Origin of the sequence: Acinetobacter sp. FDAARGOS_559 (genome assembly GCF_003940475.1) — a bacterium.
GTDB classification, from domain to species: domain Bacteria; phylum Pseudomonadota; class Gammaproteobacteria; order Pseudomonadales; family Moraxellaceae; genus Acinetobacter; species Acinetobacter baumannii.
On record NZ_RKJG01000005.1, the window covers coordinates 2951400 to 2976341 of the forward strand.

25 protein-coding genes are annotated in these 24942 nt (G+C 40.8%); 18 read left to right on the top strand and 7 right to left on the bottom strand.

Annotated elements, in window-relative coordinates:
- The first annotated feature begins 133 nt into the window (after positions 1 to 133).
- On the top strand, positions 134 to 1447 hold the full coding sequence (locus EGS71_RS15665; RefSeq protein WP_001084489.1) for an alpha/beta fold hydrolase: 1314 nt from the start codon (positions 134 to 136) through the stop codon (positions 1445 to 1447).
- A gap of 54 nt (positions 1448 to 1501) precedes the next feature.
- On the opposite strand, the gene EGS71_RS15670 is transcribed toward EGS71_RS15665, so the two are convergent.
- Positions 1502 to 2344 carry a class I SAM-dependent methyltransferase gene (locus EGS71_RS15670; protein WP_000191936.1) on the bottom strand — a complete coding sequence of 281 codons (843 nt, stop codon included), beginning with the start codon at positions 2342 to 2344 and terminating at the stop codon, positions 1502 to 1504.
- A 325-nt stretch (positions 2345 to 2669) separates the two neighbouring features.
- Positions 2670 to 3689 carry a beta-N-acetylhexosaminidase gene (nagZ, locus tag EGS71_RS15675; protein WP_000578583.1) on the bottom strand — a complete coding sequence of 340 codons (1020 nt, stop codon included), beginning with the start codon at positions 3687 to 3689 and terminating at the stop codon, positions 2670 to 2672.
- Positions 3690 to 3881: 192 nt separating this feature from the next.
- Here nagZ and EGS71_RS15680 point away from each other — a divergent pair, with 192 nt between their 5' ends.
- The 14 genes from EGS71_RS15680 (at position 3882) to EGS71_RS15745 (ending at position 18545) form a co-directional block, all read left to right on the top strand.
- Positions 3882 to 6065 carry a carboxy terminal-processing peptidase gene (locus tag EGS71_RS15680; RefSeq protein ID WP_000776302.1) on the top strand — a complete coding sequence of 728 codons (2184 nt, stop codon included), beginning with the start codon at positions 3882 to 3884 and terminating at the stop codon, positions 6063 to 6065.
- Between the two features lie 138 nt (positions 6066 to 6203).
- Complete coding sequence (locus EGS71_RS15685) at positions 6204 to 7502, top strand: glycosyltransferase family 4 protein (RefSeq protein ID WP_000348499.1); 1299 nt, start codon at positions 6204 to 6206, stop codon at positions 7500 to 7502.
- A gap of 24 nt (positions 7503 to 7526) precedes the next feature.
- Positions 7527 to 8078, top strand: a complete 552-nt coding sequence (locus tag EGS71_RS15690) for a phosphatase PAP2 family protein (protein WP_000669565.1) — start codon at positions 7527 to 7529, stop codon at positions 8076 to 8078.
- 99 nt (positions 8079 to 8177) lie between these two features.
- On the top strand, positions 8178 to 8378 hold the full coding sequence (gene iscX, locus EGS71_RS15695) for a Fe-S cluster assembly protein IscX (RefSeq protein ID WP_000524329.1): 201 nt from the start codon (positions 8178 to 8180) through the stop codon (positions 8376 to 8378).
- A 113-nt stretch (positions 8379 to 8491) separates the two neighbouring features.
- Positions 8492 to 8923: a nucleoside-diphosphate kinase gene (gene ndk / locus EGS71_RS15700; RefSeq protein ID WP_000963851.1), complete on the top strand. Its 432-nt coding sequence runs from the start codon at positions 8492 to 8494 to the stop codon at positions 8921 to 8923.
- Positions 8924 to 9045: 122 nt separating this feature from the next.
- Entirely contained in the window at positions 9046 to 10278 is a 1233-nt protein-coding gene (gene rlmN, locus EGS71_RS15705; RefSeq protein WP_000093084.1) for a 23S rRNA (adenine(2503)-C(2))-methyltransferase RlmN, read from the top strand.
- Between the two features lie 15 nt (positions 10279 to 10293).
- Positions 10294 to 11094, top strand: a complete 801-nt coding sequence (pilW, locus tag EGS71_RS15710) for a type IV pilus biogenesis/stability protein PilW (RefSeq protein ID WP_001984465.1) — start codon at positions 10294 to 10296, stop codon at positions 11092 to 11094.
- Positions 11085 to 11876: a helix-turn-helix domain-containing protein gene (locus EGS71_RS15715; protein WP_002009608.1), complete on the top strand. Its 792-nt coding sequence runs from the start codon at positions 11085 to 11087 to the stop codon at positions 11874 to 11876. The genes pilW and EGS71_RS15715 overlap by 10 nt, the downstream gene beginning before the upstream one ends.
- Positions 11877 to 11897: 21 nt before the next feature.
- On the top strand, positions 11898 to 13013 hold the full coding sequence (gene ispG / locus EGS71_RS15720) for a flavodoxin-dependent (E)-4-hydroxy-3-methylbut-2-enyl-diphosphate synthase (RefSeq protein WP_000572095.1): 1116 nt from the start codon (positions 11898 to 11900) through the stop codon (positions 13011 to 13013).
- Positions 13010 to 14302, top strand: a complete 1293-nt coding sequence (hisS, locus tag EGS71_RS15725; RefSeq protein WP_000095254.1) for a histidine--tRNA ligase — start codon at positions 13010 to 13012, stop codon at positions 14300 to 14302. Before ispG ends, hisS begins: the two co-directional genes overlap by 4 nt.
- 28 nt (positions 14303 to 14330) lie before the next feature.
- Positions 14331 to 15029, top strand: a complete 699-nt coding sequence (locus tag EGS71_RS15730) for a YfgM family protein (RefSeq protein ID WP_000058788.1) — start codon at positions 14331 to 14333, stop codon at positions 15027 to 15029.
- On the top strand, positions 15029 to 16174 hold the full coding sequence (gene bamB, locus EGS71_RS15735) for an outer membrane protein assembly factor BamB (RefSeq protein WP_001072119.1): 1146 nt from the start codon (positions 15029 to 15031) through the stop codon (positions 16172 to 16174). Before EGS71_RS15730 ends, bamB begins: the two co-directional genes overlap by 1 nt.
- Before the next feature lie 187 nt (positions 16175 to 16361).
- A complete protein-coding gene (gene der / locus EGS71_RS15740) occupies positions 16362 to 17771 on the top strand; it encodes a ribosome biogenesis GTPase Der (protein WP_000805592.1) in 1410 nt (469 codons plus the stop codon).
- 117 nt (positions 17772 to 17888) lie between these two features.
- Complete coding sequence (locus EGS71_RS15745) at positions 17889 to 18545, top strand: 4'-phosphopantetheinyl transferase family protein (RefSeq protein WP_001085074.1); 657 nt, start codon at positions 17889 to 17891, stop codon at positions 18543 to 18545.
- A gap of 67 nt (positions 18546 to 18612) precedes the next feature.
- Here EGS71_RS15745 and secB read toward each other — a convergent pair whose 3' ends face one another.
- From secB to rsgA, 4 genes are all read right to left on the bottom strand, one after another.
- Positions 18613 to 19071 carry a protein-export chaperone SecB gene (gene secB, locus EGS71_RS15750; RefSeq protein ID WP_001288260.1) on the bottom strand — a complete coding sequence of 153 codons (459 nt, stop codon included), beginning with the start codon at positions 19069 to 19071 and terminating at the stop codon, positions 18613 to 18615.
- A 27-nt stretch (positions 19072 to 19098) separates the two neighbouring features.
- Entirely contained in the window at positions 19099 to 19356 is a 258-nt protein-coding gene (gene grxC / locus EGS71_RS15755; protein WP_000729828.1) for a glutaredoxin 3, read from the bottom strand.
- 11 nt (positions 19357 to 19367) lie between these two features.
- Positions 19368 to 19784 (bottom strand): rhodanese-like domain-containing protein, encoded by a 417-nt coding sequence (locus EGS71_RS15760; RefSeq protein ID WP_000443006.1) that lies wholly within the window; start codon positions 19782 to 19784, stop codon positions 19368 to 19370.
- Between the two features lie 97 nt (positions 19785 to 19881).
- Complete coding sequence (rsgA, locus tag EGS71_RS15765; RefSeq protein WP_001173998.1) at positions 19882 to 20940, bottom strand: ribosome small subunit-dependent GTPase A; 1059 nt, start codon at positions 20938 to 20940, stop codon at positions 19882 to 19884.
- Between the two features lie 125 nt (positions 20941 to 21065).
- On the opposite strand from rsgA, the gene orn reads away from it, so the two are divergent.
- The 3 genes from orn (at position 21066) to EGS71_RS15780 (ending at position 23459) form a co-directional block, all read left to right on the top strand.
- Positions 21066 to 21632 (top strand): oligoribonuclease, encoded by a 567-nt coding sequence (orn, locus tag EGS71_RS15770; RefSeq protein ID WP_000099436.1) that lies wholly within the window; start codon positions 21066 to 21068, stop codon positions 21630 to 21632.
- A 155-nt stretch (positions 21633 to 21787) separates the two neighbouring features.
- The gene (locus tag EGS71_RS15775) at positions 21788 to 22519 is read left to right on the top strand and encodes a Bax inhibitor-1/YccA family membrane protein (RefSeq protein ID WP_001191562.1); all 732 of its coding nucleotides are present in this window, start codon (positions 21788 to 21790) and stop codon (positions 22517 to 22519) included.
- 136 nt (positions 22520 to 22655) lie between these two features.
- Complete coding sequence (locus EGS71_RS15780; protein WP_004735881.1) at positions 22656 to 23459, top strand: enoyl-ACP reductase FabI; 804 nt, start codon at positions 22656 to 22658, stop codon at positions 23457 to 23459.
- 69 nt (positions 23460 to 23528) lie between these two features.
- Here the strand turns inward: EGS71_RS15780 and adeC are convergent, their stop codons facing one another.
- Entirely contained in the window at positions 23529 to 24923 is a 1395-nt protein-coding gene (adeC, locus tag EGS71_RS15785; RefSeq protein ID WP_161795023.1) for an AdeC/AdeK/OprM family multidrug efflux complex outer membrane factor, read from the bottom strand.
- Positions 24924 to 24942 lie beyond the last annotated feature (19 nt).

Here is a 24942-nt window from a genome sequence, read left to right on the forward strand (position 1 = left end):
TCAGACAATTGTTTAGAATGGACTTGTGCAATACAAACTAATACAAATTTTAAAGATTTGTGCATAAAAGATTACATGTTCAAGAAGGAACTCTTGCAGCATAAAAAAATTACAGCAAGGAGGAAGCAAGGATATGAATTCCATTATTCAAATGGATTCGGAGATAAACCAAGCTTATGCCGGTTTTGGGTTTTTCGATATCTACCATAGAGATAGTTTTAAACAGCCAGCTCGTACCACATGGATTGACGGTTGGAAAATTGAATACATGGCGATTGCAGACCCACAAACGATTCACAAAACACCGATTGTGATTGTTGGCGGTGCTTTTCAAAATTTTAACTCGTATAAATATTGTGTTGAACAACTATTTGAAAGTGGCCCGGTGATTTTAATTGACTTGCCATCTATGGGCGCAAATCAACAAATTACCAACCGAGATACCGGAATTTCTGCTGGAACATTAGAGCTTCCCGATTTGTCGGAAATGTTAGGACGTTGGCTAGATATCGTCGGAATTCAAAAAGTTTCTGTAATGGGAATGTCGTTGGGTTCAGTTGTTGCTTCTTGTTTTGCTTATCATCGTCCAGATTTGATGGACCGTATGATTTTAATGGGTGTCATGCAAAAGACCCGTAAAAGTTGGCGGATGATTCTGGAAGAGTCGCTCAAACTCATGCAAGAAAATCGTATGGAAGAGTTTGGGCAAGCGGTAATTTTATATTTGGTGAATCATGCCAAATTAGATAAAACACGTATGTCGCCTACAGCTAAAAAATTATTTTTTAGGCAAATGGCAGAGTTTACGGGTACTGAACGAGAGCGTTATGAAATTAACTGTAATCGCCTTTTGCGTTTAACAGATGTACCTATTCCAGAATGTAAGACACTGGTCGCAGCAGGGCAGTACGATAGTTTTACTTTGCCTCATGAAAATGCCAATTTTGCTTTGCAATGTCCGGATATGGAATTTGCTCTGATTGCTAACGCTGACCATGTGCCGCAGCTCCAGCGCCGTAAAGAAACTATGAGTTTGTTCACTTCATTTTTGAAGGGTGAATCTATCCAAAATCTGGATGGCATTATTCCAATGACGCGTGAGCAAATGCAAAACATGGAACGCCGAGGTGAAGAGCGTATAACAGTTCTCCAGCCTAAAACGAAACTGAGCCACCGTGAATGTGAAACAGAGGTGCCAGTAACAATTGTTGACGTGACTTTCTTTGGGATGTATTTGAAGTTAGATGATGTAGCACAGCTTGAGTTTGTAAATGAATACCCACGTGATTTGGCTTTACATTTAGAAGATGAAGAGGGTGCTTTCTCGATTGAGTGTTTAATTTTTGAAGCTACTGAACAAGGAGTCCGTGCCTTATTTAAACATGGTAGCTTTGAGCTTGCTGACCGTTTAAGCCGCTTCATTGCTCGCCAAAAGCAAGCAGCTTAACCTTTAATTCTTTTATGATTTGGAAGCCTCAAAACTCACGAGGCTTCCATTTTTTTACTTTAATTGAGCATGGATAGTCCAGACTAAGTCACCTAAATGCTCTTCATCGCTGTCTTTAGAAACTTGTCCAAAGAATATTTGCGGTTGTTCAACGTTAACTTGACTAAAGCCTGCATCTTTAAAAAAGTCTTTCACTTCTAGTGGAGTCTTAAAATGAAAACTAAATGAGCTTCGAGACATAAGTTTAAGTAATTTACTACTGTTCCAGATAATACTAGCAAGTTTGTTTTTAACGGGTTCAGGATACAGGTCGGTTAAATAATGAAGCTTTTTAAAGGAAGCACCATAGTGGGCAATGGATTGGATCAGTTGCTTTAATAAGTCTTTATCAAAATAGTTAATTAAACCTTCACTAATTACAACCAGTGGGCGGTTAGAGTCAAACACTTCAAATGCTTGAGCAAAGGCTTCGGTAAATAAATCGACTGATAAAACCTCAGGTGCATTTTTTTCAATTTGTTGTAGTGCATTTTGTTTTGTTTGAGCCATATCAGGTAAATCAAGCTCTCGATAGCTAATGGAAGGATAATGCTGCCTAAACCACCAACCACGTGGTGATAAACCACAAGCAATTTCAAGCACCTGTAAATCAGGGTTTTCTTGAATTAACTTCTCTAAATCATGATCAAGCATGGTATGGCGCTGTTTAAGCGTCGTGCGCATGCTGCCGCCCACATATTTCTCTGCCCAAGACTCTAATGGGTGAACTAAATATGCCAGTGATTTGCCTTTACTGGTGGCAAGTGCTTCATGTGAGATCCCCATTTGATACCAGATATAGCCTGTATAGTGGGCTGTAAAAGAAATGTGGCGGTGTTTTGAAAGGTGTTGTGTCATTCGTCCTGAACTCGATTTATTGTTTTTGTGTGATCTTCATTATTAATAACAATGAAGAGGTTCTAATGCATTGATGGTGAATGAACCTGCATGACGGAGTCCTGTCAATTAGGTTGGCATTCTGGGATGAACTTTCAGTTGGAGTTACTTTTCTTTCGGGAAAAGTAACCAAAACCATTGTCATACGCAAAACCTGTTCACTTTCTGCATCTATCAAATATATTGAAGCAATCAATATCCTTCAGCAGATGAGCAGGTTGCGTATGACTTATCCGCGTATCAGATAGTGAATAGGTTTTTGTAGCCAATTAAAATTTTTACTAACTTAAATCGAATTCTTAAACTCTTCAATGGCTGTTTTGACAGCTTGCCAGTCATTTCCAAGCGATAAAGTTTCACCCACTTGGATTTGTGGAATTCGACCACGCATACGTTCTAAACGCTCTTGATTTGGTAGTTCTAAGTTTGCAATACCATCGAGTGCTGTACATGCTGCACTACGGTCATTACACACTAGCCCCATATCACAGCCTGCTGCCAGAGCTGCTTGAATACGCGCATCTGCACCCCCAGCGACACAAGCAGCTTGCATGCTTAAGTCATCGGAGAAAAGTACGCCATTAAATTTCAAGCGATTACGAAGGACTTCTTGAATCCAGAAAGGTGAGAAACCTGCCGGATTTGGGTCAACCTGATCGTAAATTACATGTGCCGGCATGAGCGCATCTAGCTCAGGCATAAGCTTGATAAAGCTTTGCATGTCATGGTTATAAATTTCGTCATAGCTACGGCTATCGATTGCAGCTGCGACATGTGAGTCAGCTTTTACCGATCCGTGACCAGGGAAGTGCTTACCGGTATTTGCCATGCCGGCTTTTTTCATACCGCGCATAAATGCACCAGCAAGTGGAGCGATATCTTCGATATTTTTAGAGAAGCCACGGTCACCAATTACATCGCTAATTGCATTCAGATCTAAAACTGGCGCAAAACTAAAATCGATCCCCACAGCCAAAACTTCAGTTGCCATTAACCAGCCGCACTGTTCAGCTAATTCAAGTGCTTTTTGAGGTTGAGTGATATAGAGCTCGCCAAAACGGCCCATGGCTGGCAATAATGTAAAGCCAGATTTTAGACGTTGAACGCGACCACCTTCTTGGTCGACAGCAATCAAAATATCTGGGCGAACTTGGCGCATATGGTCGGTTAAAGCACGGACTTGTTGTGGTGATTCAATATTTCGTGCAAATAAAATCATGCCACCGACTTGCGGAGCTTGTAATAGTTCAATATCTTCTTGAGTAAGTTCTGTGCCGGCTATGTCCAGCATCAACGCGCCAATCATATTGGTTCCATTTGAATTTTGATTGAAAAACAATAAGCGAATTTTGCAATGATTTGCTACATTTTGTCAGTACAGAATATGATAAAACTACACGGTATAAACAATTTAGTTGGTTAAGATGTTGAATCTGCTTAGTTCATATCGAAAACAGAGCGTGTAAGATACGAACACCCAAGGAAGTATTAAGAATTTATGAAACTTCAAACTATAGCTTGTGCAGTAGCAATCGCGACTGGCGGTTTATTCTTCTCTCATACGATGAACGAAGCAAGAGCAGCAACCAATACTGCTGCTGTTTCTCAATCGATCCAGCCAACGCAAGAGCAAGCCTTGGTGGCTCGTCAACTGGCAACTTTAGTAGACCGCCAACATTATTTAAATATGCGTCTGGATGCGAACACATCTAACCGTATTCTTGATATGTACTTAGACAGTCTTGATCCGGACCACTCATTATTTTTAGACGCTGAAGTTCAAAACTATAAAAAGCTCTATGGTTCAAATTTTGGTGCTTCATTAAAAGCGGGGAATTTAACTGGGCCATTTGCTATTCACCAGCAATATCGTGAGCGCTTAAAACAGTTTTATGAGTTCATGCTTGCTGAGTTGAAGAAACCACAAAACTTAAAACAGCCAAATACTTTTATTGAAGTAGATCGCGAAAAAGCACCGTATTTTAAAACTTCAGCTGAGCAGCAAAATCACTGGCGTAAAATGCTGGTTTCTCAGTTAATTAATTTAACGATTAGCCGTGAAGAAGAGCAGGCGAAACAAAAGGCGTTAAAAGAAAACCCTTCACTTGCTGATGGTCAAGACTTAACAGGCCCAGAAGATTTAACGCCAGCTCAGACTTTGACTAAGCGTTATACGCGTCAGCTTGAAAGAATTAGTCGTGTGAAAAGCGACGATGTGTTGGATAAAACATTAAATGCAATGTTGGCAACTTATGATCCGCACAGTAACTATTATCCGCCAATTGATGCGATAGAGCTGAACCGCCAAACAACCTTACAACTTGAAGGTATTGGGGTATCGATTCGCCCAGAACGTGGTAATGAAGATTACACCAAGATTGAAACTATTGTAGAAGGTGGTCCTGCAAGTAAGTCTGGTCAAGTGAAATCAGGAGACCGAATCGTTGGTGTCGCTCAAGAGGGCGGCAAAATGATCGATGTGGTCGGCTGGTCGAGTTCGGAAATTGTTGGGTTGATTCGTGGTAAGCGCGGTACAAAAGTAACGTTGAAGCTTCTTGGTGCTGGTGCATCAATGAGTCAAGCACGCAATGTGACTTTGGTACGTGATGTTATTCAAGAAGAAGATGCCGGTGTTCGTTCACGTACAGTTGAAGTGACACGTGATGGTAAAAAGCATCTATTAGGTGTGATTGAAATTCCATCGTTCTATTTTGACTATCGTTCACGTCGTGCTGGTCAGCAATATCGCTCAGTTTCTGAAGATACTGCAAATGCGTTTGAGGCATTAAAAGCCAAGAAAGTTGAAGGTATTATTATTGACTTGCGTAATGACCCAGGTGGTTCATTAGAAGAAGTTGCACGTATGCTCGGACAAGTGATTAAGTCAGGTCCAGTTGTGCAAATTCGTGATGGCAATGGCAACGTAAGTGTATTTGAAGACAACGATGGTGGTCAGCAAATCTATACAGGTCCACTCGCTGTATTGGTGAACTTGGCATCAGCATCTGCAAGTGAAATTTACTCTGCTGCAATTCAAGATTATGAGCGTGGCATTATCATTGGTAGTACAACCACAGGTAAAGGTACAGCTCAGGTTCAACTCGATACTTTGGCATATGGTCAAGCAACCTTAACTCAGCGTAAATTCTACCGTGTAACGGGTGGTAGTACACAAAACAAAGGTGTAGTGCCAGATATTAAGCTTGTTGATATCTACAACGAAGAGTTTGGTGAGCGTAAATCGAAAAATGCGTTGAAGTGGGATACGATTCCGACTGCACCATTTAAGCGTGAAGGTTCAGTGCAGCCATATGTAGCGAAGCTGTCTCAACTTTCGGAACAACGTGTTGCTGTTGATCCACAGTTTAAGTATTTAAATAAACGTACGGCAATTGCGAAGGTTACGAGTGACCAGAAACAAGTTGTGCTTGATATTGATAAGCGCCGTGCAGAGCTTTTGAGTTTAGAAAAGCAAACTTTAGATGCTGAAAATGAACGTCGTATAGCAACAGGTCAAAAACCTTTCCCTAACTGGGAAAGCTATCAGGCTTCTCTAGATGCTCTAGCTGAATCTCGTGCCAAAATGAAAGCTAATCAACGTCCTGCGTTGCCAGAAGAAGAAACGTTCGTAAATGAAGCTGCGAATGTATTGATGGATTATGCGAAATTGCAGAACCGTTAAGTTCTCTTGTCTGCTTTATGAAAAAGCACGCTGTTCTCAGCGTGCTTTTTTAATTTTTATGTCAGTAAACTGTCATGCATTTATCATCAAAGTGTCAAGAAAGCTGCTTAATCTTTAAGCATGAAAATAAATATACTGATGGATGGCGCTATGCAAGGCTCATACGCGACAGCACTATTAAAACAACAGCAACTTCCTGAAAGCTTCCAATTCTATTTTAAACAAAAACAGCATTTGTCTAATACTCAGGAATTGCACCAACTTCACGAGTTGGTTCGTCCTCGTTTAAAAATTGCGATTGTGACAGAAACATGGCCGCCTGAAATTAATGGTGTAGCACTCTCTTTGTTGCAGTTATGCCAAGGTTTACAGAAACAAGGGCATAAAATTCTACTTGTTCGACCTGAGCAAAAAGCCAAATGTCATGATTTTTTGCCAGAACAAGAATGTCTGGTCATGTCACAAGCGATTCCAAAATATCCAACTTTGCAATTTGGCTGGCCCCAATATTTAAAAGTTTCAAAAGCTTTTGAAAAATTTGTGCCAGATGTCGTACATATTGTGACTGAAGGACCGTTAGGTTTAACAGCCATGCAAGCCGCAAAAGCCAAAGATATTCCGGTCTCTAGTGGTTTTCATTCGCCGTTTCAAGATTTTAGCAGGTTCTTCGATTTGGCCTTTTTGGTGAAGCCGATTCAAAAATACCTTTGCTGGTTCCATAACAATACTCAAGTGACCTGTGTTCCAAGTAGAGATACGGAAGAGGCTTTACGCGGTTTTGGCATTACATGTCCTCTAGTTGTTGTTGGGCGAGGAGTGGATACTACTCGGTTTTCACCAAAACATCGCTCAGAAAACTTACGCCAGCAATGGGGCGTTGATTCCGATACACGTGTCATGTTGTATGTAGGTCGTTTATCACCGGAAAAAGAAGTCCAGCTGATCGTTGAGAGTTATGCAGCTATGCAAAACATTCAGCAACAGAAAACTAAACTGGTTGTGGTGGGAGATGGCCCGGATCTTGCTCGATTAAAAGCACTACCTGAAGCGAAAAATATTATTTTTACGGGTAGTTTGCGCGGGCACGATTTGGCAGTCGCATATGCAAGTGCCGATGTCTTTGTATTTGCAAGCCAAGTTGAAACGTTTGGTAACGTAGTTTTGGAAGCAATGGCGAGCGGTTTGCCAGTTATCGCGTATGATTATGCATGTGCACACCAGTATTTAATACATGGCGTAAACGGTTGGTTAAGCCCGCTTGGGCATAAGAACCATTTTATACAACAAATTTATCAGCTTCCTTCAATACAACAACTTAGAGAAATGGGCATACAAGCCTGTCATAAAGTACAGCAAAGCGGTTGGCAACTTCCGGTACAGCAATTAGAACAGGCATTTTATCAGGTAGTGAAGGAACCCTCGGCGGACTTCACCTAAGTATCCTAAAATAGGAGAACAACCATGAAATTTAAGAATGCAAAAATAAAAATACTCGATCTCGATTTACGAGGCTGCTTATATCTCAATAATTTCTCTCATTCACAGCGTGTGGCATTATTCTTCAAAATTATTAGCCGTGCTGGTGACGGACCTTTTTGGTACCTCATGTTGGCGATTGTATGGGGAATGCAGGGCATTACCTATAGCTTGCAAATTATCTATTTGCTACTTGGTGGTTCGGTTGGAACAGCAATTTATAAATTCTTAAAACATAAAACCACGCGTCCACGTCCTTACCAAGTACATCAGGTGATTGTTCTCGGTGAAAGACCACTCGATCACTTTAGTTTTCCATCAGGTCATACGTTACATGCTGTCATGGTGACAATTGTGTTGGGGTATATCCAACCTGTGTTGCTTGCAGCGATGTTGCCGTTCATGGTGCTTGTGGCATTGTCTCGTATGGTACTTGGACTTCACTATCCGAGTGATGTGATTGTGGGCGCACTTATTGGTGCAGCAGTAGCAAGTCTGATTATTTTTGTCGCGCCATTATTGGGCATTGCTTTATAACGAACAGTAATTTTTATCAGCTTAAGCTATCGATTAGGTTTGTGGATTTGCTAAAGTACGCAGTTCTTGATTTAGCAGATTAAACAGATAGGAGCCGCTATGGGCTTACGTTGGACAGATACGATTGATATTGCCATTGAATTGTCAGAAGCACATCCAGAAGTTGATCCGCAATGGATTCGTTTTACCGATTTACATGCATGGGTTTGTGCGTTACCAGACTTTAGTGATGACCCAAATAAATCAACCGAAGGATTGCTAGAAGCTATCCAAATGGCTTGGTTGGATGAAGTTCGCTAAAAACAGTAGAAAAAATCGCAACTTTTACACATTCAAAGCTGATTATTGCCTATGACATCGGTATAATGCGGCAAATTTTTTAAAGTTTAAATCTTAAAATAAAGGAGCCACTCATGGCAATTGAACGTACTTTGTCTATCGTAAAGCCAGATGCTGTGTCTAAAAACCACATCGGTGAAATTTTTGCTCGTTTCGAAAAAGCGGGTTTAAAAATTGTTGCGACTAAAATGAAACACCTTTCTCAAGCTGATGCTGAAGGTTTCTATGCAGAGCACAAAGAACGCGGTTTCTTTGGTGACTTAGTTGCATTCATGACTTCTGGTCCAGTTGTTGTATCTGTTCTTGAAGGTGAAAACGCAGTTCTTGCTCACCGTGAAATCTTAGGTGCTACAAACCCTAAAGAAGCGGCTCCTGGTACTATCCGTGCTGATTTCGCTGTAAGCATCGATGAAAATGCTGCTCACGGTTCTGACTCAGTTGCTTCTGCAGAGCGTGAAATTGCTTACTTCTTTGCTGACAACGAGATCTGCCCACGCACTCGTTAATCGAAAGCATTCAAACCAGATAAGTGGTATACTACTTATCTGGTTTTTTTATTCTCTCAAGAGCATATTGTTTGATTCTTGAACAATATATTCTTTTTTTGACATGGTTTAGGTAAATACACATGAGTTCTGCAGTGGTCGTTTCATCTGAAAATCTTGATGGACAGCAGCAATCTTCGTCCACGCCAGCATCGCCTGCTGCCGAAAAAGTGAATTTACTCGGCATGTCACGTGCTGAATTAGAAAAATTCTTTGAAGATATTGGTGAGAAAAAGTTTCGTGCCGGTCAGGTTATGAAATGGATTCATCAATACTTTGTTACTGATTTTGCTGAAATGACCAATATTTCAGGTAAATTACGTGCAAAGCTTGAACAAATTTGTGAAATTAAAGCCCCTGAAGTGGTACACCGTCATTATTCAAAAGACGGAACACGTAAATGGGTGTTTCGCGTAGGTGAAGGTTCTGGCTCTTTAGTAGAAACTGTATTAATTCCTGCCGAAGATAAAACAGGTTCACGCAAAACTTTGTGTATTTCTTCACAAGTGGGCTGCGCATTGGACTGCTCATTTTGTTCAACAGGTAAGCAAGGTTTTCAGCGCGATTTAACGCCAGATGAAATTATTGGGCAACTTTGGATGGCAAACTATTCCTATATGGAAGAAGTGCCTGTTGCTGAGCGTGAGCGTTCAGTGACCAATGTCGTGATGATGGGTATGGGTGAGCCATTGCTCAACTACGATGCCGTATTAAGCTCAATGCACATTATGCTCGATGACTTTGCTTATGGTATGTCAAAACGTCGTGTGACTTTGTCAACGTCAGGTGTTGTGCCAAAAATTGACCAACTTGCGAAAGATATTGATGTTGCTTTAGCAATTTCCCTACATGCGCCAAATGATGAATTGCGTAATGAACTTGTGCCTATTAATAAAAAATATCCATTGGCTCAGTTGATTGCGGCATGTCAGCGTTATATTGCCAAAGATGGTAATGAAAGCGCACGTAAACATGTGACCATTGAATATGTCATGTTAGAAGGTGTGAACGACCAACCTGAACATGCACAGCAGTTGCTTAAATTACTTAAAAACTTACCAAGTAAAATTAACTTGATTCCATTTAATCCGTTCCCTCATGCGCCATATGGACGCTCAAGTCGAAATCGTATCATCTCTTTCCAAAAAACTTTGTCTGATGCAGGATTTGTGTGTACGATTCGTCAAACACGTGGTGATGATATTGATGCCGCATGTGGACAATTGGTCGGCCAAGTTGCTGACCGTACGCGTCGTGCTGAGCAGTGGCAAAAGAAAGTGGCTCAACGACAAGAGATTTTACGTACACAAGGATAATATTGAGGGCAGACTTTGAGTACTCCGAAGTTGAAGATCATGTTATGTATGGGGGTTGCTGTTGCACTTTTGGCAAGTGGTTGCCAGACTTCGCAAACGGTTAAAAAGGACCCGGAAAAAGCAGTAAAAGTGCGTACGCAGCTTGCTGCCGAATACATTCGTTCTGGTGACTTGGATTCTGCAAAGCGTTCTCTTGACCAAGCGTTAAGTGTCGATAGTCGTGATGCAACGGCAAATATGATGATGGGTATTTTATTGCAACAAGAAGGCAGTAAATCCAATTTAGAAAAAGCGGAACATTACTTTAAGCGTGCAATTTCGTCTGAACCAGACAATGCTCAGGCACGTAATAATTATGGTACGTATTTGTACCAAATGGAGCGTTATAATGATGCTATTGAGCAATTTCGTATTGCTGGTGCAACATTAGGCTATGATCAACGTTACCAGGCTTTAGAAAATCTGGGGCGAATTTATTTAAAACTAGGCGATATTGCGAGTGCTGAAAAAACATTCAAACAAGCACTTCTTGCTAACCGCGACTCTTACATTTCAATGTTAGAGTTAGCAGAAATTTTTTATTTGCAGCAGCAGATTCCGGCTGCTACACAAATGTATGAACAATATGTTCGTACAGTGGGGCAGAAAAATCAGGGTGCACGCGCACTTTGGATTGGTTTAAGAGTGGCTCGAGCCAATGCGGATAAAATGGGAATGCAAGTTTTAGTAAACCAGTTACGTGCTTTATTCCCGGAAAGTCCAGAATATCAACGTTATTTGCAATTACAGTATAGTACTGAGGCCGTATGGAAATAAATCCTAATTCACAGCAGCCAACTGGCTCAAGCTTACCGACTTCTGCTTTAGGAAATATTCAACGTCCTGGTGAGTATTTACGTCAAATTCGTGTTTCTCAGAAAAAAGAATTAGAGCAAGTATCTTCAGATTTAAATATGCCGCTGAAAACGCTTAATGCGTTAGAGCAAGACGACTATAAATCTTTGCCAGAAGCGACTTTTATCAAAGGCTATTATCGTTCTTATGCGAAGTATTTAAATACTGATGCAACTGCAATTATCCAGCGTTTTGATGAGATTTATGCAAACGATACTGGGCTTTTGCCAAATCATGCTTTAAACAACTCACCAATTAAAATCATGGGTAAATTACCGGGTTCTAATAGTGATCGTAACAAAAAATGGTTAAAGCGCGCACTGCTTGCAATTTTGATTATTGCTGTCGTGTCATTAATTGTGATGGGTGTCCTAAAATGGACCTCAAACAAAGAAGATGCTGAGCTGCCAAAAGCAAATCAGTCTAATGTTGAAGTTTTACCTATGAAAGGGAATGCCTCTGCAACAGTGGGTGACCAATTGGTGTTAAACTTTAACCGTCCAACTTCTGTTCATATTGTAGATGCAACAGGGAAGGTTTTAGCGACGGGTCGTCAGGCATCGACTTTAACCTTAAATGGTGAGTCTCCATTCCAGATTCGTCTTGATGATGCAACGGCTGTGTCATTAAGTCTAAACCAAGAACAGATTTCATTGTCTCCATATACGGTAAACGGTAAAGCTGAATTCCGTTTATCCCGCTAATACCATGAGTTGAGCGATACAATGATAGAGAACCCAATTAAACGTCGACCAACACGTAAAATCCGTGTTGGTTCGGTCTATGTCGGTGGCGATGCACCTATTAGTGTGCAAAGTATGACAAATACCGAAACTTGCGATGTTGACGCAACTGTGGCTCAGATTGAGCGTTGTGTTGATGCAGGTGCAGATATTATGCGTGTTTCAGTGCCTTCTATGGAAGCTGCTGAAGCCTTTGGTGCAATCCGTAAGCGTGTTTCAGTTCCATTAGTAGCTGATATCCATTTTGACCATAGAATTGCTTTGGCAGTTGCAGATTATGGTGCGGACTGCTTGCGTATTAACCCGGGCAATATCGGTTCAGACCAGAAAGTACGTGAAGTTGTGGCTGCGGCACGTCATCACGGTATTTCTATGCGTATTGGCGTGAATGCGGGTTCTCTAGAAAAAGATTTACAGAAAAAATATGGCGAGCCTACAGGGCAGGCACTTCTTGAGTCAGCTTTACGTCATATTGATATTTTAGACCGTCTTGACTTCCATGAGTTTAAAGTCAGTGTAAAAGCATCAAATGTGTTTTTAACCATGGATGCTTATCGTTTACTCTCTCAACAAATTGATAATCCATTACACCTTGGAGTGACTGAAGCTGGTATTTACCGTACAGGTACTGTGAAATCAGCGATTGCTCTTGGTGGGTTATTGATGGAAGGCATTGGCGATACGATGCGTATTTCGCTTGCTGCTGAACCTGAAGATGAAATCAAGATCGGTTTTGATATCTTAAAATCGCTTGGCCTACGTTCTAACGGTATTAACTTTATTGCTTGTCCAAGTTGTTCTCGCCAAGAATTTAACGTGATTCAGGTGATGCAGGCTTTAGAAGAGCGTTTAGAAGATATCCGTACACCAATGGACGTTTCGGTTATTGGCTGTAAGGTAAATGGCCCAGGTGAAGCAAAAGAAGCAGATATCGGGGTCGTTGGGGCTGCGCCTCGTTCATTGGTTTATCGTAATGGTGAGAAAAGCCATTTAATTGATACCAATCAATTGGTTGATGAAATCGAAACTATGGTTCGTCAACGTGTTCAAGAGCTTGAAGAAGCTAAATCTAAAGAAATTATTCGTAGTTCATCATGAGTTCAATTGTCGCAATCAAAGGTTTTAATGACGTTTTACCAACGCAAACAGCAGCGTGGAGACGTCTCGAGCAGCATTTAGCATCTTTAATGGATGCTTATGGTTACCAACAAATTCGTTTGCCGATCGTTGAACAAACGGGACTGTTTAAACGTGCTATTGGTGATGCTACCGATATCGTAGAAAAAGAAATGTACACATTCTTCGATAAAGGAAACCCACCTGAATCACTGACTTTACGTCCGGAAGGAACAGCGGGTTGTGTTCGTGCGTTGGTTGAACATAACTTGTTGCGTGGTGCTACGCCACGTGTGTGGTATATGGGACCTATGTTCCGTTATGAAAAACCACAAAAAGGCCGTTACCGCCAGTTCCACCAGTTTGGTGTGGAAACTTTTGGTGTAGCGACTCCTGATATCGACGCTGAATTGATTATGTTGACTGCCCGTTTGTGGAAGCGTATGGGTGTTGATCACATGGTTCAACTTGAGTTGAATACTTTGGGTGAAACAGATGAGCGTACGGAATATCGTAATGCTTTGGTTGCGTTCTTAAATGAACATAAAGATGCTTTGGATGAAGATTCACAGCGCCGTTTAACAACAAACCCATTACGTATTTTAGATTCTAAAATTGAGTCGACTCAGAAAATTCTGGAAAATGCGCCGAAATTACATGACTTCTTAAAAGAAGACAGTTTAAGCCACTTCCAGCAATTACAAGATTATTTGACTGCCGCAGGCATTAAATTTGTAATTAACCAAAAATTGGTACGTGGTCTAGATTATTACAATAAAACTGTTTTTGAATGGACAACAACAGCATTAGGGTCGCAAGGTACAGTATGTGCAGGTGGACGCTATGATGGTTTGGTTGGCCAGTTAAAAGGTAAGGCTGATCAGTCTGTTCCAGCGGTCGGTTTTGCAATGGGGATGGAGCGTTTATTGCTTCTACTTGAGCAAGTTGAACAGGCTGAAATTGTACGTGACTGTGAAGCGTTCTTGGTTGCGGAGCCTGCTTATCAATCTAAAGCTTTAGTTCTAGCAGAACAATTACGTGACCAGTTAGAAGCTGCGAATAGTAACATTCGCATTAAAACTGGTTCACAAGGCAGCATGAAGAGTCAGATGAAAAAAGCTGATCAGGCTGGGGCTGTTTACGCCATAATTTTGGGTGAACGTGAGTGGGAAGCACAGCAGCTTGCTGTAAAAGAGTTGGCAACAGCTGAGCAATCACAAGTTGCGTTGGCTGAACTCGTACCATTCTTAATTGAAAAATTTACAAAATAAACTGAAACATCTGGAAAAGGACAATCACATGAGCTTAAGTGATGAAGAACAATTCGACAGCTTAAAGTCGTTCGCCAAAAAATATGGTTCTGCCATGATTAGCGGGATTCTCATTGCATTGATTGCCTTTTTCGGGTGGGAATATTGGCAAAAAAGAAACCTTGCAACGAGTCAGACAGAAACTGCAAAGGTACAGCAGTTAATGGATGAAGCGAATGCAACAGCTGATAACCCAAATGCTTTAGCTTCAATAACAGCTTCGGCAGATAAGATTGTAAAAGACGATATTGATTCAGTTCAGGCGATACAAACTCAATTTGTATTGGCAAAACTTGCATATGAAAAACAAGATTATGCTGCTGCTGAAAAAGCTTTGAAAAAAGTTGAGAATTCAAAAGTAAAAGATGAAGGACTGATTCAGGTTGTAAAATTGCGTTTAGCAGATGCACAATTGGCGCAAAACAAATATGATGAAGCTCTAAAAACCTTGTCTGGTGATGTCGATCCGGCATTTAAAGCAACAGTAGAAGAGTTACGCGGTGATATCTTTGTTGCTAAGAAAGATATTGATTCTGCTAAAAAAGCATATCAAGCTGCATGGGATTCGTTACTGGAACGTAAACAAGAGCGACAAATTTTACAAATTAAACTCGAAAGTGTTGGCGTTTTAGTTGAAGATCCACAGATTGAGCGCCCAATTTTGGAAACACAGGTGGAAGAGTCTTAATGAATCAGAAATTCAAACTGCCTTTGGCAATTGCAATCGCATCGGCTGTATTGGTCGGATGTTCTAGCAACAAAGTAAAAGAAGCAAAACCAAATCCACTACCGAAATTGACTGAGTCAAATAAGAGTTTGGTGCCCGTGTTTTCACGCAGTGTTTCTTCTACGAATAAGGCAGATCCATTACGTTTACAACTTGACGCTAGCGAAGGTGTTGTTTTTACCCTTGATCCTAAAGGTGAAGTTGCTGCATACCGTGGTAAACAACGTCTTTGGGAGAAAAAAGTTAGTAAATTGGGCTTAAGCTCTGGTGTTGAAGCAGCTGAAGGTATTGTTGTTGTTGGTAACAGTAAAGGTCAGTTATTTGCTTTAGATCAGGCAACGGGTGAACAAAAATGGACTGCACAATTATCTGGTGCTTTATTAAGTCCTTCTTTAGTTCAGTCTGGCCGCGTGATTACAATTGCAAATGACGGTACTGTATTTGCACATGATGTATCATCAGGACAACAAGTTTGGGCATATAAATTGCCAAATGTTCAGTTCAGTTTACGTGGTCAACCATCGCCAGTGAGTCTTGACCCTCGCACGGTTTTAATTGCTTCTGCAAATGCATATGTTTATGCAATTGATACGATTAGTGGTATTCCGCGCTTCCAACGCCGTGTTGCAGTAAGTGAAGGGCGTTCTGATATTCAGCGTTTAATTGACATTGATGGTGATCCGGTTGTTGCGGGTCAACTCATGGTAACAACTAGTTTCCAAGGCCAAGTAACTGTTACTGATCTTGCTTCTCAACGTGTGGTTTGGAGTGAAGATTCAAGTAGCACCAAGCGTCCAGAAGTTTATGATAATAAAGTGTTTGTTTCGTCAACTGATGGCAAGCTTACTGCTTATGACTTAACAACAGGCGAACAGCTTTGGCAAAATGATAGTCTCTTAAACCGTCATTTAAGTAATCCTGTCGTCTTGGGATCGGACCTTATTGTTGGTGATTTGGATGGTGTTTTACACCTAATCGACCCGACAACAGGTAAGTTGATTGGTCGTTCTAAAACAAGTGGTGAGGTCAATACATTACGTGTGATTGAGAATCAGCTCTATGTTTCGACCCGAAAAGGCGATTTAAGTATTTGGCAGAATCGTTAATTTTGTTCGCTTGTGCTAAAATAGCCGCTTAACAAATTACGCTGTTAAAAATATCGGGGTGTTTGAATTAAATCAGTTCAAAGCCCCGTCTTTTATTATGGTCATATCTGACCTTAAAATATATCTCCTGTACTGTTTCTAATGCTCATGCCATGAGATATGGCTGGTCTTGAATTAAGGTTATTGTATGAAACCCGTTATTGCGCTCATTGGTCGTCCGAATGTCGGAAAATCAACGTTATTTAACCAGATTACCAAGAGTCGTGATGCACTTGTAGCCGACTTCGCGGGTTTGACTCGTGACCGTAAATATGGTGATGCGACTTATCAAAATAAGTCTTTCATTGTTGTTGATACTGGTGGTATTGGTGAAAGTGAAGGCGGTATCGATAACTACATGGCCGAGCAGTCGAAAACAGCCATCAATGAAGCAGATATTATTATTTTTGTAGTTGATGCGCGTGCAGGATTGTTAGCTTCTGATGAGCAAATTGCCCGTGAATTACGTACTTTAGGCAAGAAAATTTATCTTGTTGCCAATAAGGTTGATGGTGTTCATGCTGAAGCTGCTTTGGTTGAGTTCTACAAGCTTGGTATGGGTGAACCATTACAAGTTGCAGCGAGCCATGGTCGTGGCGTACAACAAATGCTTGAGGATGTACTTCAAGATATTCCAGAAGATGAAAACCCTGAAGAGCATGACAAAGATACCGGATTGCGTCTAGCAATTATTGGCCGTCCGAACGTGGGTAAATCAACGTTAGTAAATCGCTTACTTGGTGAAGACCGTGTGGTAGCGTTTGACCAACCAGGTACAACTCGTGACTCTATTTATATTCCGTTCGAGCGTGAAGGCCGTAAATACACTTTAATTGATACAGCAGGTGTACGCCGTAAAGGTAAAGTTGATGAAATGATTGAGAAATTCTCAATTGTGAAGACTTTACAAGCGATGAAAGACGCACATGTGGTGGTGGTTGTAGTTGACGCCCGTGAAGGTATTGTTGAGCAAGACTTACATTTAATTGGCTATGCGCTGGAAGCTGGGCGTGCCATGGTCATTGCGATCAATAAATGGGACAACATGAGTGAATACGACCGCAAGCAGTGTAAGCTTGATGTTGAGCGCCGTTTTGACTTTATTCCTTGGGCTCGAATTCACCTTATTTCTGCTCTACATGGTACTGGGGTAGGTGAGTTATATCCATCAATTCACCGTGCTTATGAGTCTGCAAACTTAAAGGTATCTCCTGCGAAATTGACGCAGATTTTGAATGATGCAACTGATCAGCATCAGCCGCCGACAGTTCAAGGCCGTCGTATTAAAATGCGTTATGCGCACATGGGTGGGCAAAATCCACCGACTATTGTGATTCACGGTAACAAGGTGGATAAGACTCCTGCAGATTACCGCCGTTATTTAGAGAATGTGTTCCGTAAGGTTTATAAGCTTGAAGGTACACCAGTTAAAATTGAATTTAAGACTTCTGAAAACCCGTTTGAAGGCCGTAAGAGTCAGGTCGATGAGCGTACTGCTGCACGTCGTCGTCGTTATATTCAGAAATTCAAAAAAGCAGAAAAGAAATTTAAACGTTAATCTGTTTTTAATTGAAAAAGCCCAAAGTCTTCTTTGGGCTTTTTATTGTATTGTCTAATCAGGTATCAGTAAGGTTTTAATGCTAGCTGTGAATTATGGATGGTTCGGATTAATAAAATGAATAGTAAACATGTGGACATTTATATAGGAAAACTCAATGATTTTTTAAATCGAAAACAACACGACTTTCCCGACTTTCGTTCATTTAATCATTATAAAAAACAACAAATAAAGAGTGTCAGAAATAGACTGATTGCAGAGAAACTACAACTCACTTCAATGGAATTGGAGTTTGCCAAGCATAAACATGGCAAACCTTACTTACTGGACCATGCTCTGCATTTTAATCATTCACATAGCCAACAATATTATGCTTTAGCGCTGAGTGAGCGAATTAAAGATATTGGTATAGATGTTGAAGAGCTTGATCGTAAAGTACGTCTGGATAGTCTGGCACAACATGCTTTTCATCCTGATGAATATGCAACGTGGCAAAGTCTAGAACAAGATAGAGAATATTGGTTTAAAGTCTGGACGACTAAAGAAGCTGTTTTAAAAGCATCGGGTCTGGGTATACGTTTAGATTTAAATACCTTAAACACCCAAGCACATCCTACAAATCATGGCGGATTATGTTCGCATGAGCTTATTGGGACATTTGCCTACCAAAACTTTGTGTTAGGTAATATGATCTTAACAGTCGCATGGCGTTCAGAGCAATCATGCCGTGGATTCCAGTTTCCTTCTATTCAGATTCATTCACTTGACCGTTAAATCTAAATTACTCCCATAAAAAAACCGCGAATTACGCGGTTTTTTGAGTTTAGGGTAAGCTATAAAATTAAGCTTGACCTTCAACAGCAGCAGCTTGAGCACGTTGCATGTTTGCTTCGAACTCTGCATCAAAGTTGATTGGAGTAAGAAGTAACTGTGGGAAGCTACCTTTTGTTACTAAGTCGTTTACTGCTTCACGTAAGAACGGGAACAAAATGTTCGGGCAATAAGCACCTAAAATGTAAGGTAAACGGTCTTCTTCGATATTATCGATTAAGAAAATACCAGATTGAGTTACATCTACGATGAACGCTGTTTCATTGTCGTTATTGGCTTGAACCACAACTTTTAAAGATACTTCAAAGTGAGTTGGGTCAATCTTTTCAGCAGCTGAAGAAAGATTGATGTTAAGTTCAGGTTGCCATTGTTTAGTGAAAACTTGTGCCCCTGGAACCTCAAAAGAAATATCTTTTGTATAAATACGCTCTAAAGCTAATTGTGGTTGAACTTGTTGTTCTTCGCTCATTGTTTTTTCCTTAATATGGATGCGATGTTAAGCCAATAATTCGTCGAGTTTACCTTCACGCTCTAAAGCATAAAGTTGGTCAAAACCACCGATAAACTGATCATTAATAAAAATTTGTGGAACAGTACGATGATTTGTACGTTGCATTAATTCAGCACGTACTTCTGGCGCTTCAACAGAAAGATTTACTTCTTTGTAAGCAACACCTTTACGCTCAAGTAATTGTTTCGCGCGAACGCAGTACGGGCATACAGAAGTTGAGTAAACAATGACATTTGCTGCCATAACAATTCTCCTTAAGCTTTTGGTTTGCTTTTAACGAGAGGTAAGCCTTGAGCTTTCCAGTTACTGATACCACCATCAAGGCGGTAGCTGTCATGGTGAGCGACTTTCTGTAAAGCGCTACCAGCAACTTGCCCTAGGTTGCAAATAAATACCAATGGACGGTCACTTGCTTTTAATTCATCAGCATGACTTGCAATTTGGCTATAAGGAATATTGCGGCTACCACTAATGTGACCTTCGCGGAAGTCTTTGCTATCGCGTAAGTCAATCAAAAGAGCATTTTTCGCTTTCACTAAAATACCAAGCGACTGTGGAGAAATTTTACGACCGTTACGTTGACCTTCAAAAATGAAGAACAATACGATCAAGACTCCGAGTGTACCAAACAAAATGGGGTGATTCCCCATAAACTCTAACCAGCGTTCCACAAGTCACCTAAAAAAATTAAAAACAAAATTGACCTAGAGTATAGCGTATATAGATGGTGATCAAAATCACCACTTCAAGGGCAAATGGGGCAGAAAATTAGTTTTTTTGCTGCGCTTCTTGAATCTCATCGATTAAACGTAAAAAGCTGTCTAGGCGCCGTGGTAAAATTTCACCTGCTTCAACAGCCTGTTTTAAGCCACAGTTCTTTTCATGAGTATGAGTGCAATTACGGAACTGACACGAACCTAAATGTGCTTCGATTTCAGGGAAGCCCATACGAATTTTATCTAAATCGAGATGCCAAAGCCCAAACTCGCGAATTCCCGGTGAATCAATTAAGGCGCCATTTTTACCAAAGTTGATTAAACGAGTAGAAGTCGTGGTGTGCTGTCCAAGTGCTGAGTTTTCAGAAATGATATTAGTTTTTTGTTCAGCATCTGGAATGAGCACATTAATAAGTGAGCTTTTCCCAACCCCTGACTGACCTACAAAAGCTACTGTCTCGCCATCAAGACGCTGGGACAATGCTGAGATGTCACCTTTAGAATGACAAATCATGACTTCATAGCCTAAATTTTCATACTCTTTGAGCATGTCGAGAATCGGATCATTTTCAGTGAGTAAATCTGATTTATTAAGCACTAAAAGAGCCGGAATATTCGCATCTGCACATGCCACTAAGTAGCGGTCAATCAAAGTAGGTGCCGGTTCTGGCAGTGGGGCAAAAACAATAACGATTAAGCTGATATTCGCAGCTACAGGTTTTACTTTGTGATAGCGATCCGGGCGTGTAAGTAATGAAGTACGTGGATGAATTGCGGTAATAATCCCTAAACCTGTATTAGGGTCAGCTTGCCACTTCACTCGGTCACCAGTGACCAGTAATTCAAGGTTTGTACGGGTGTGACAGCGCCAAACGCTATTTAATTCAATGGGTTTCCAAAACGGTTCTGGTTCGCCTTCGGCGACTTGCGGTTTTTCTGGGTGATGATCGGGTACAGAAAGTGCCTGTACTTCAAGTTGACGTCCATAGTGCTGTACAACCAGCCCATCTAGATCTTGTGAAGTATCGACTTCTTCTTGGCGAGTTTTATGCTGTTTTTCAATACGACGTTGCTGTTGCTCAGTTAAACGACGCTTACGAATTAGAGCCATTCATATCCCAAAAAAACCATTGTTTGAAGACCGCAAAAATAGCACGAAGCTGGTATGGAATTACAGCGCAGAAGCAAGAAATTTGCTACTATTGATGTTTTTACGGCACTTTAGAACGTACATTCATGAGCAGTACTTTAAATACACGATTAATTTGGATTGATCTGGAAATGACAGGTTTAGATACCGACAACGACCAGATTATTGAAATTGCAACAATTATTACAGATGATCATTTAAATGTACTTGCCGAAGGTCCGGTTTTGGCTATTCATCAACCTGATCGTATTTTAAATGCAATGGATGAGTGGAATACGCGTCAGCACGGCCAGTCAGGTTTAATTGAACGAGTTCGTCGTAGTAAATTGACCGCTCGTGATGCTGAGTTACAGACTTTAGAATTCCTAAAAAAATGGGTAAATCCAAAAGTTTCACCAATGTGTGGTAACTCGATTTGTCAGGATCGCCGTTTCTTACATCGTCTTATGCCTGAACTAGAGCAGTATTTCCACTATCGTAATCTTGACGTATCAACAGTAAAAGAACTCTCAAAACGCTGGCGTCCTGAAATTATGAGTGGTCTGAAAAAAAATGCATCACATTTGGCGATGGATGACATTCGTGATTCCATTTCTGAGCTTAAGTATTACCGCGAATACTTCTTTATTATGAATACTGACGGTAAAGATTGATTAGGTTATTCAAGTAAGAAGAAAAGGGGGCGAAAGCTCCCTTTTTTATTATTTAAAGGACATTGTTACAATAATGCCAAGTGGGAATTTGGCTTTCATATTCATTTTGCTTAAAATGATGTTTTAAGTTTATTTATTATAAAAAGAGAGCATTTATGCAAAGTAATAACCCGATACTGACACGCGTTGAAACGGTCAGTGACTATAGTCAACCGATGACCGTGCAAGGTGCGATTCAAAAATCTGTTATGTTGACCATCATTGCTGCTGCAGTGGGTGTCGCTTTATTTTTCTATGCAGCCTTTACTGCAAATGTTGGTATTGCTTATGCGGCTTCAATTGTGGGTGCAATTGGCGGCTTGGTTTTAGCTTTAATTACGACTTTTAAACCAACGACTGCACCAACTTTAGCAATTCCTTATGCTTTATTTGAAGGGGCTTTCTTAGGTGGCATTTCTTTTACTTTCCAGTTGAAATATCCGGGCGTTCCTCTTCAAGCGTTATTGGCAACTTTCGTCACGACTTTGGTGATGTTTGGTCTATATAAGTTTCAAATCATACGCGCAACTGAAAAGTTCAAATCAGTTGTGATCTCTGCATCTTTGGCGATCTTTATTGTATTTATCGTGCAGATGGTGATGCGTTTAGCGTTTGGCTCAAGCATTCCTTATATTTTTGAAAGCAACTGGTTAGGTATTGGTTTTGCTGCGTTTGTTGCAGTGATTGCTTCACTGAACCTAATTTTAGATTTTGATTTGATCGAAACTAATGCAGCATATCGTGCACCAAAATTCATGGAATGGTTGTGTGGTATTGCCTTACTTGCAACTTTAGTATGGATGTATATCTCGTTCTTACGTTTGCTTGGCTTATTGTCTGACGACTAAAAATGAGTTGGTAAAAAGTCGCTCCTAAATCGGAGCGATTTTTTTTCGTGCGATTTTTGAAAAAAGATGCATTATGCAATTTCGAAAAACGTTGAATATTGGCATTATGCTGAAAATTGTTTTGAGTGAGATCGGCATGACACAAGGACTTTTAGCAGGTAAACGCTTTTTGATTGCAGGCGTTGCTAGTAAATTATCAATTGCTTATGGTATTGCACAAGCATTACACCGTGAAGGTGCTGAGCTTGCATTTACTTATCCAAACGAAAAATTAAAAAAACGTGTAGATGAGTTTGCTGAGCAATTCGGTTCTAAGCTTGTGTTTCCATGTGATGTTGCCGTTGATGCTGAAATTGATAATGCATTTGCGGAACTTGCAAAACATTGGGACGGCGTAGACGGTGTTGTGCACTCAATCGGCTTTGCACCTGCGCACACGCTTGATGGTGACTTCACTGAAGTGACTGACCGTGACGGTTTTAAAATTGCTCATGACATTAGCGCATACAGCTTTGTTGCAATGGCACGTGCTGCAAAACCTTTATTACAAGCTCGCCAAGGTTGTTTATTAACTTTGACTTACCAAGGTTCTGAGCGCGTTATGCCTAACTACAACGTAATGGGTATGGCAAAAGCATCTTTAGAAGCTGGCGTTCGTTACTTGGCATCAAGTTTGGGTGTTGACGGTATCCGTGTAAACGCAATTTCTGCGGGTCCAATTCGTACTTTAGCTGCTTCTGGTATTAAATCTTTCCGTAAAATGTTAGATGCTAACGAAAAAGTTGCACCGTTAAAGCGTAACGTAACCATTGAAGAAGTGGGTAATGCAGCGTTATTCCTTTGCTCACCTTGGGCTTCAGGTATTACTGGTGAAATTCTATATGTAGATGCTGGTTTCAATACTGTAGGTATGAGCCAATCTATGATGGATGATGAATAAGTCTTAAGATTTATTCAGACATAAAAAAAGCCGTAGTTGAAGGACTACGGCTTTTTTACTGGGCGCAAGTTATTGCGGCAGTTCTTTTACAGGTGAACCGCCTAATGCCTGCATAAGGGTGACATAAGCGTTGTATTGGCTTTGTTTGGTTTCAACAAGACTCAAGCGCGCAGTACGTGTAGTTTGCTGTGCATCAAGAAGTGTTTTTAACGCAACAGCGCCATAACGGTAGCGGACTTCAGTTAAACGTTCAGTTTTTTCTGCAAGTTCGACATTACGCTCTTGTAACGCTACTTGTTTGTCGAGTTCTGTGCGGCTTGATAACGCATTTTCTACATCAGCAAAAGCCTGATAAAGCGTTTGGCGATATTGAATAATCGCTTTTTCATAATCTAAGTTGCTAATCGCGATATCTTTTTTCATATCGTTATATTGTAAAAACGGTAAGCTTAAACTCGCTCCAAGCGTAAGGGCAGGGTTACGTAATAACTCCGTTAGAGATGTACTGCTTGAACCTAAACTACTGGTTAAGCTAATTGACGGATAGTAGCTTGCTTTAGTCGCATCTTTGGTTGCTAGTGCTTTTCTCAAGCGAAGCTCGGCTGCTTGCAAGTCTGGGCGACGTGACAAAATATCCGCCGGTAAACCCGCACCAATAGCAGGCAGCGCTGTACGTGGTAAACGCTGTGGCTCTTGAATATTGAGTTGCTGTACTGGCTCATGCAATAACACAGCAATGGCTGTACGCGTTTCAACAAGCTGTTGCTCAATCTGGCTTAAACTTGCTTTTTGGCTTTGAACAGACTGCTCGGCTTGCGTAAGGTCTAATCCTGAAACTGCACCTGCTTTATACTGAGTTTGAACCAATTGATAAAGCTTTTGTGAAGTGGCTAAGCTTTGCTGCGCAGTTGCATAACGTTCATTTAAATAGCCGAGTTGCCAGTAGAGTTTCGCAGTAGTGGCAATCAGACTTTGACCAGTAGCTTGAAGATCTTGTTCGGTTGCTAAGGCTTCCCATTTACTTGCTTCAGTTTGACGAGCAAGCTTGCCAAACAAATCAAGTTCATAGCTCACCCCAGCACTCATTGATAAACCTTTCGCGCTGTCATCTCCCGAGTTTAAGTCGAAAGAATGTCCTGTAGAAACACTAGAGCTAGTCCGTAAGCCTTGTTTATTCGCGGTTAAATCAGCTTGCAAGCGTGCTTGCTTAAGTGTGATTCCCGCAACAGCCAAATCACTATTGCGCTCTAATACATTAGTTACGAGTTGGTTGAGCTGTGCATCTCCAAACAATGTCCACCAATGGTCAGAATATTGCTCAACCGATGCTGTTTTAGCTTTAGCCTTATCGTACTGAAAACTGCCTGGAACTTGTACAGCTGGTGCTTGGTAAGGTGTTTTTACTACAGCGGCACATCCCACAAGAGAACTAGTGAGGAGAAGTGCTGCGCTAAGTTTAGTCATAGAAAAAGACATGCAATTT

What these genes read in the sequence shown, in the direction of transcription:
- der (WP_000805592.1), top strand. Translation starts at nt 16,362, where the DNA reads ATGAAACCCGTTATTGCGCTCATTGGTCGTCCGAATGTCGGAAAATCA.
- iscX (WP_000524329.1), top strand. Translation starts at nt 8,178, where the DNA reads ATGGGCTTACGTTGGACAGATACGATTGATATTGCCATTGAATTGTCA.
- EGS71_RS15685 (WP_000348499.1), top strand. Translation starts at nt 6,204, where the DNA reads ATGGATGGCGCTATGCAAGGCTCATACGCGACAGCACTATTAAAACAA.
- nagZ (WP_000578583.1), bottom strand. Translation starts at nt 3,689, where the DNA reads ATGATTGGCGCGTTGATGCTGGACATAGCCGGCACAGAACTTACTCAA.
- orn (WP_000099436.1), top strand. Translation starts at nt 21,066, where the DNA reads ATGAGCAGTACTTTAAATACACGATTAATTTGGATTGATCTGGAAATG.
- EGS71_RS15665 (WP_001084489.1), top strand. Translation starts at nt 134, where the DNA reads ATGAATTCCATTATTCAAATGGATTCGGAGATAAACCAAGCTTATGCC.
- ispG (WP_000572095.1), top strand. Translation starts at nt 11,898, where the DNA reads ATGATAGAGAACCCAATTAAACGTCGACCAACACGTAAAATCCGTGTT.
- EGS71_RS15670 (WP_000191936.1), bottom strand. Translation starts at nt 2,344, where the DNA reads ATGACACAACACCTTTCAAAACACCGCCACATTTCTTTTACAGCCCAC.
- grxC (WP_000729828.1), bottom strand. Translation starts at nt 19,356, where the DNA reads ATGGCAGCAAATGTCATTGTTTACTCAACTTCTGTATGCCCGTACTGC.
- rsgA (WP_001173998.1), bottom strand. Translation starts at nt 20,940, where the DNA reads ATGGCTCTAATTCGTAAGCGTCGTTTAACTGAGCAACAGCAACGTCGT.
- bamB (WP_001072119.1), top strand. Translation starts at nt 15,029, where the DNA reads ATGAATCAGAAATTCAAACTGCCTTTGGCAATTGCAATCGCATCGGCT.
- EGS71_RS15745 (WP_001085074.1), top strand. Translation starts at nt 17,889, where the DNA reads ATGAATAGTAAACATGTGGACATTTATATAGGAAAACTCAATGATTTT.
- EGS71_RS15690 (WP_000669565.1), top strand. Translation starts at nt 7,527, where the DNA reads ATGAAATTTAAGAATGCAAAAATAAAAATACTCGATCTCGATTTACGA.
- EGS71_RS15780 (WP_004735881.1), top strand. Translation starts at nt 22,656, where the DNA reads ATGACACAAGGACTTTTAGCAGGTAAACGCTTTTTGATTGCAGGCGTT.
- EGS71_RS15680 (WP_000776302.1), top strand. Translation starts at nt 3,882, where the DNA reads ATGAAACTTCAAACTATAGCTTGTGCAGTAGCAATCGCGACTGGCGGT.
- secB (WP_001288260.1), bottom strand. Translation starts at nt 19,071, where the DNA reads ATGAGCGAAGAACAACAAGTTCAACCACAATTAGCTTTAGAGCGTATT.
- EGS71_RS15715 (WP_002009608.1), top strand. Translation starts at nt 11,085, where the DNA reads ATGGAAATAAATCCTAATTCACAGCAGCCAACTGGCTCAAGCTTACCG.
- adeC (WP_161795023.1), bottom strand. Translation starts at nt 24,923, where the DNA reads ATGACTAAACTTAGCGCAGCACTTCTCCTCACTAGTTCTCTTGTGGGA.
- EGS71_RS15730 (WP_000058788.1), top strand. Translation starts at nt 14,331, where the DNA reads ATGAGCTTAAGTGATGAAGAACAATTCGACAGCTTAAAGTCGTTCGCC.
- rlmN (WP_000093084.1), top strand. Translation starts at nt 9,046, where the DNA reads ATGAGTTCTGCAGTGGTCGTTTCATCTGAAAATCTTGATGGACAGCAG.
- EGS71_RS15775 (WP_001191562.1), top strand. Translation starts at nt 21,788, where the DNA reads ATGCAAAGTAATAACCCGATACTGACACGCGTTGAAACGGTCAGTGAC.
- ndk (WP_000963851.1), top strand. Translation starts at nt 8,492, where the DNA reads ATGGCAATTGAACGTACTTTGTCTATCGTAAAGCCAGATGCTGTGTCT.
- hisS (WP_000095254.1), top strand. Translation starts at nt 13,010, where the DNA reads ATGAGTTCAATTGTCGCAATCAAAGGTTTTAATGACGTTTTACCAACG.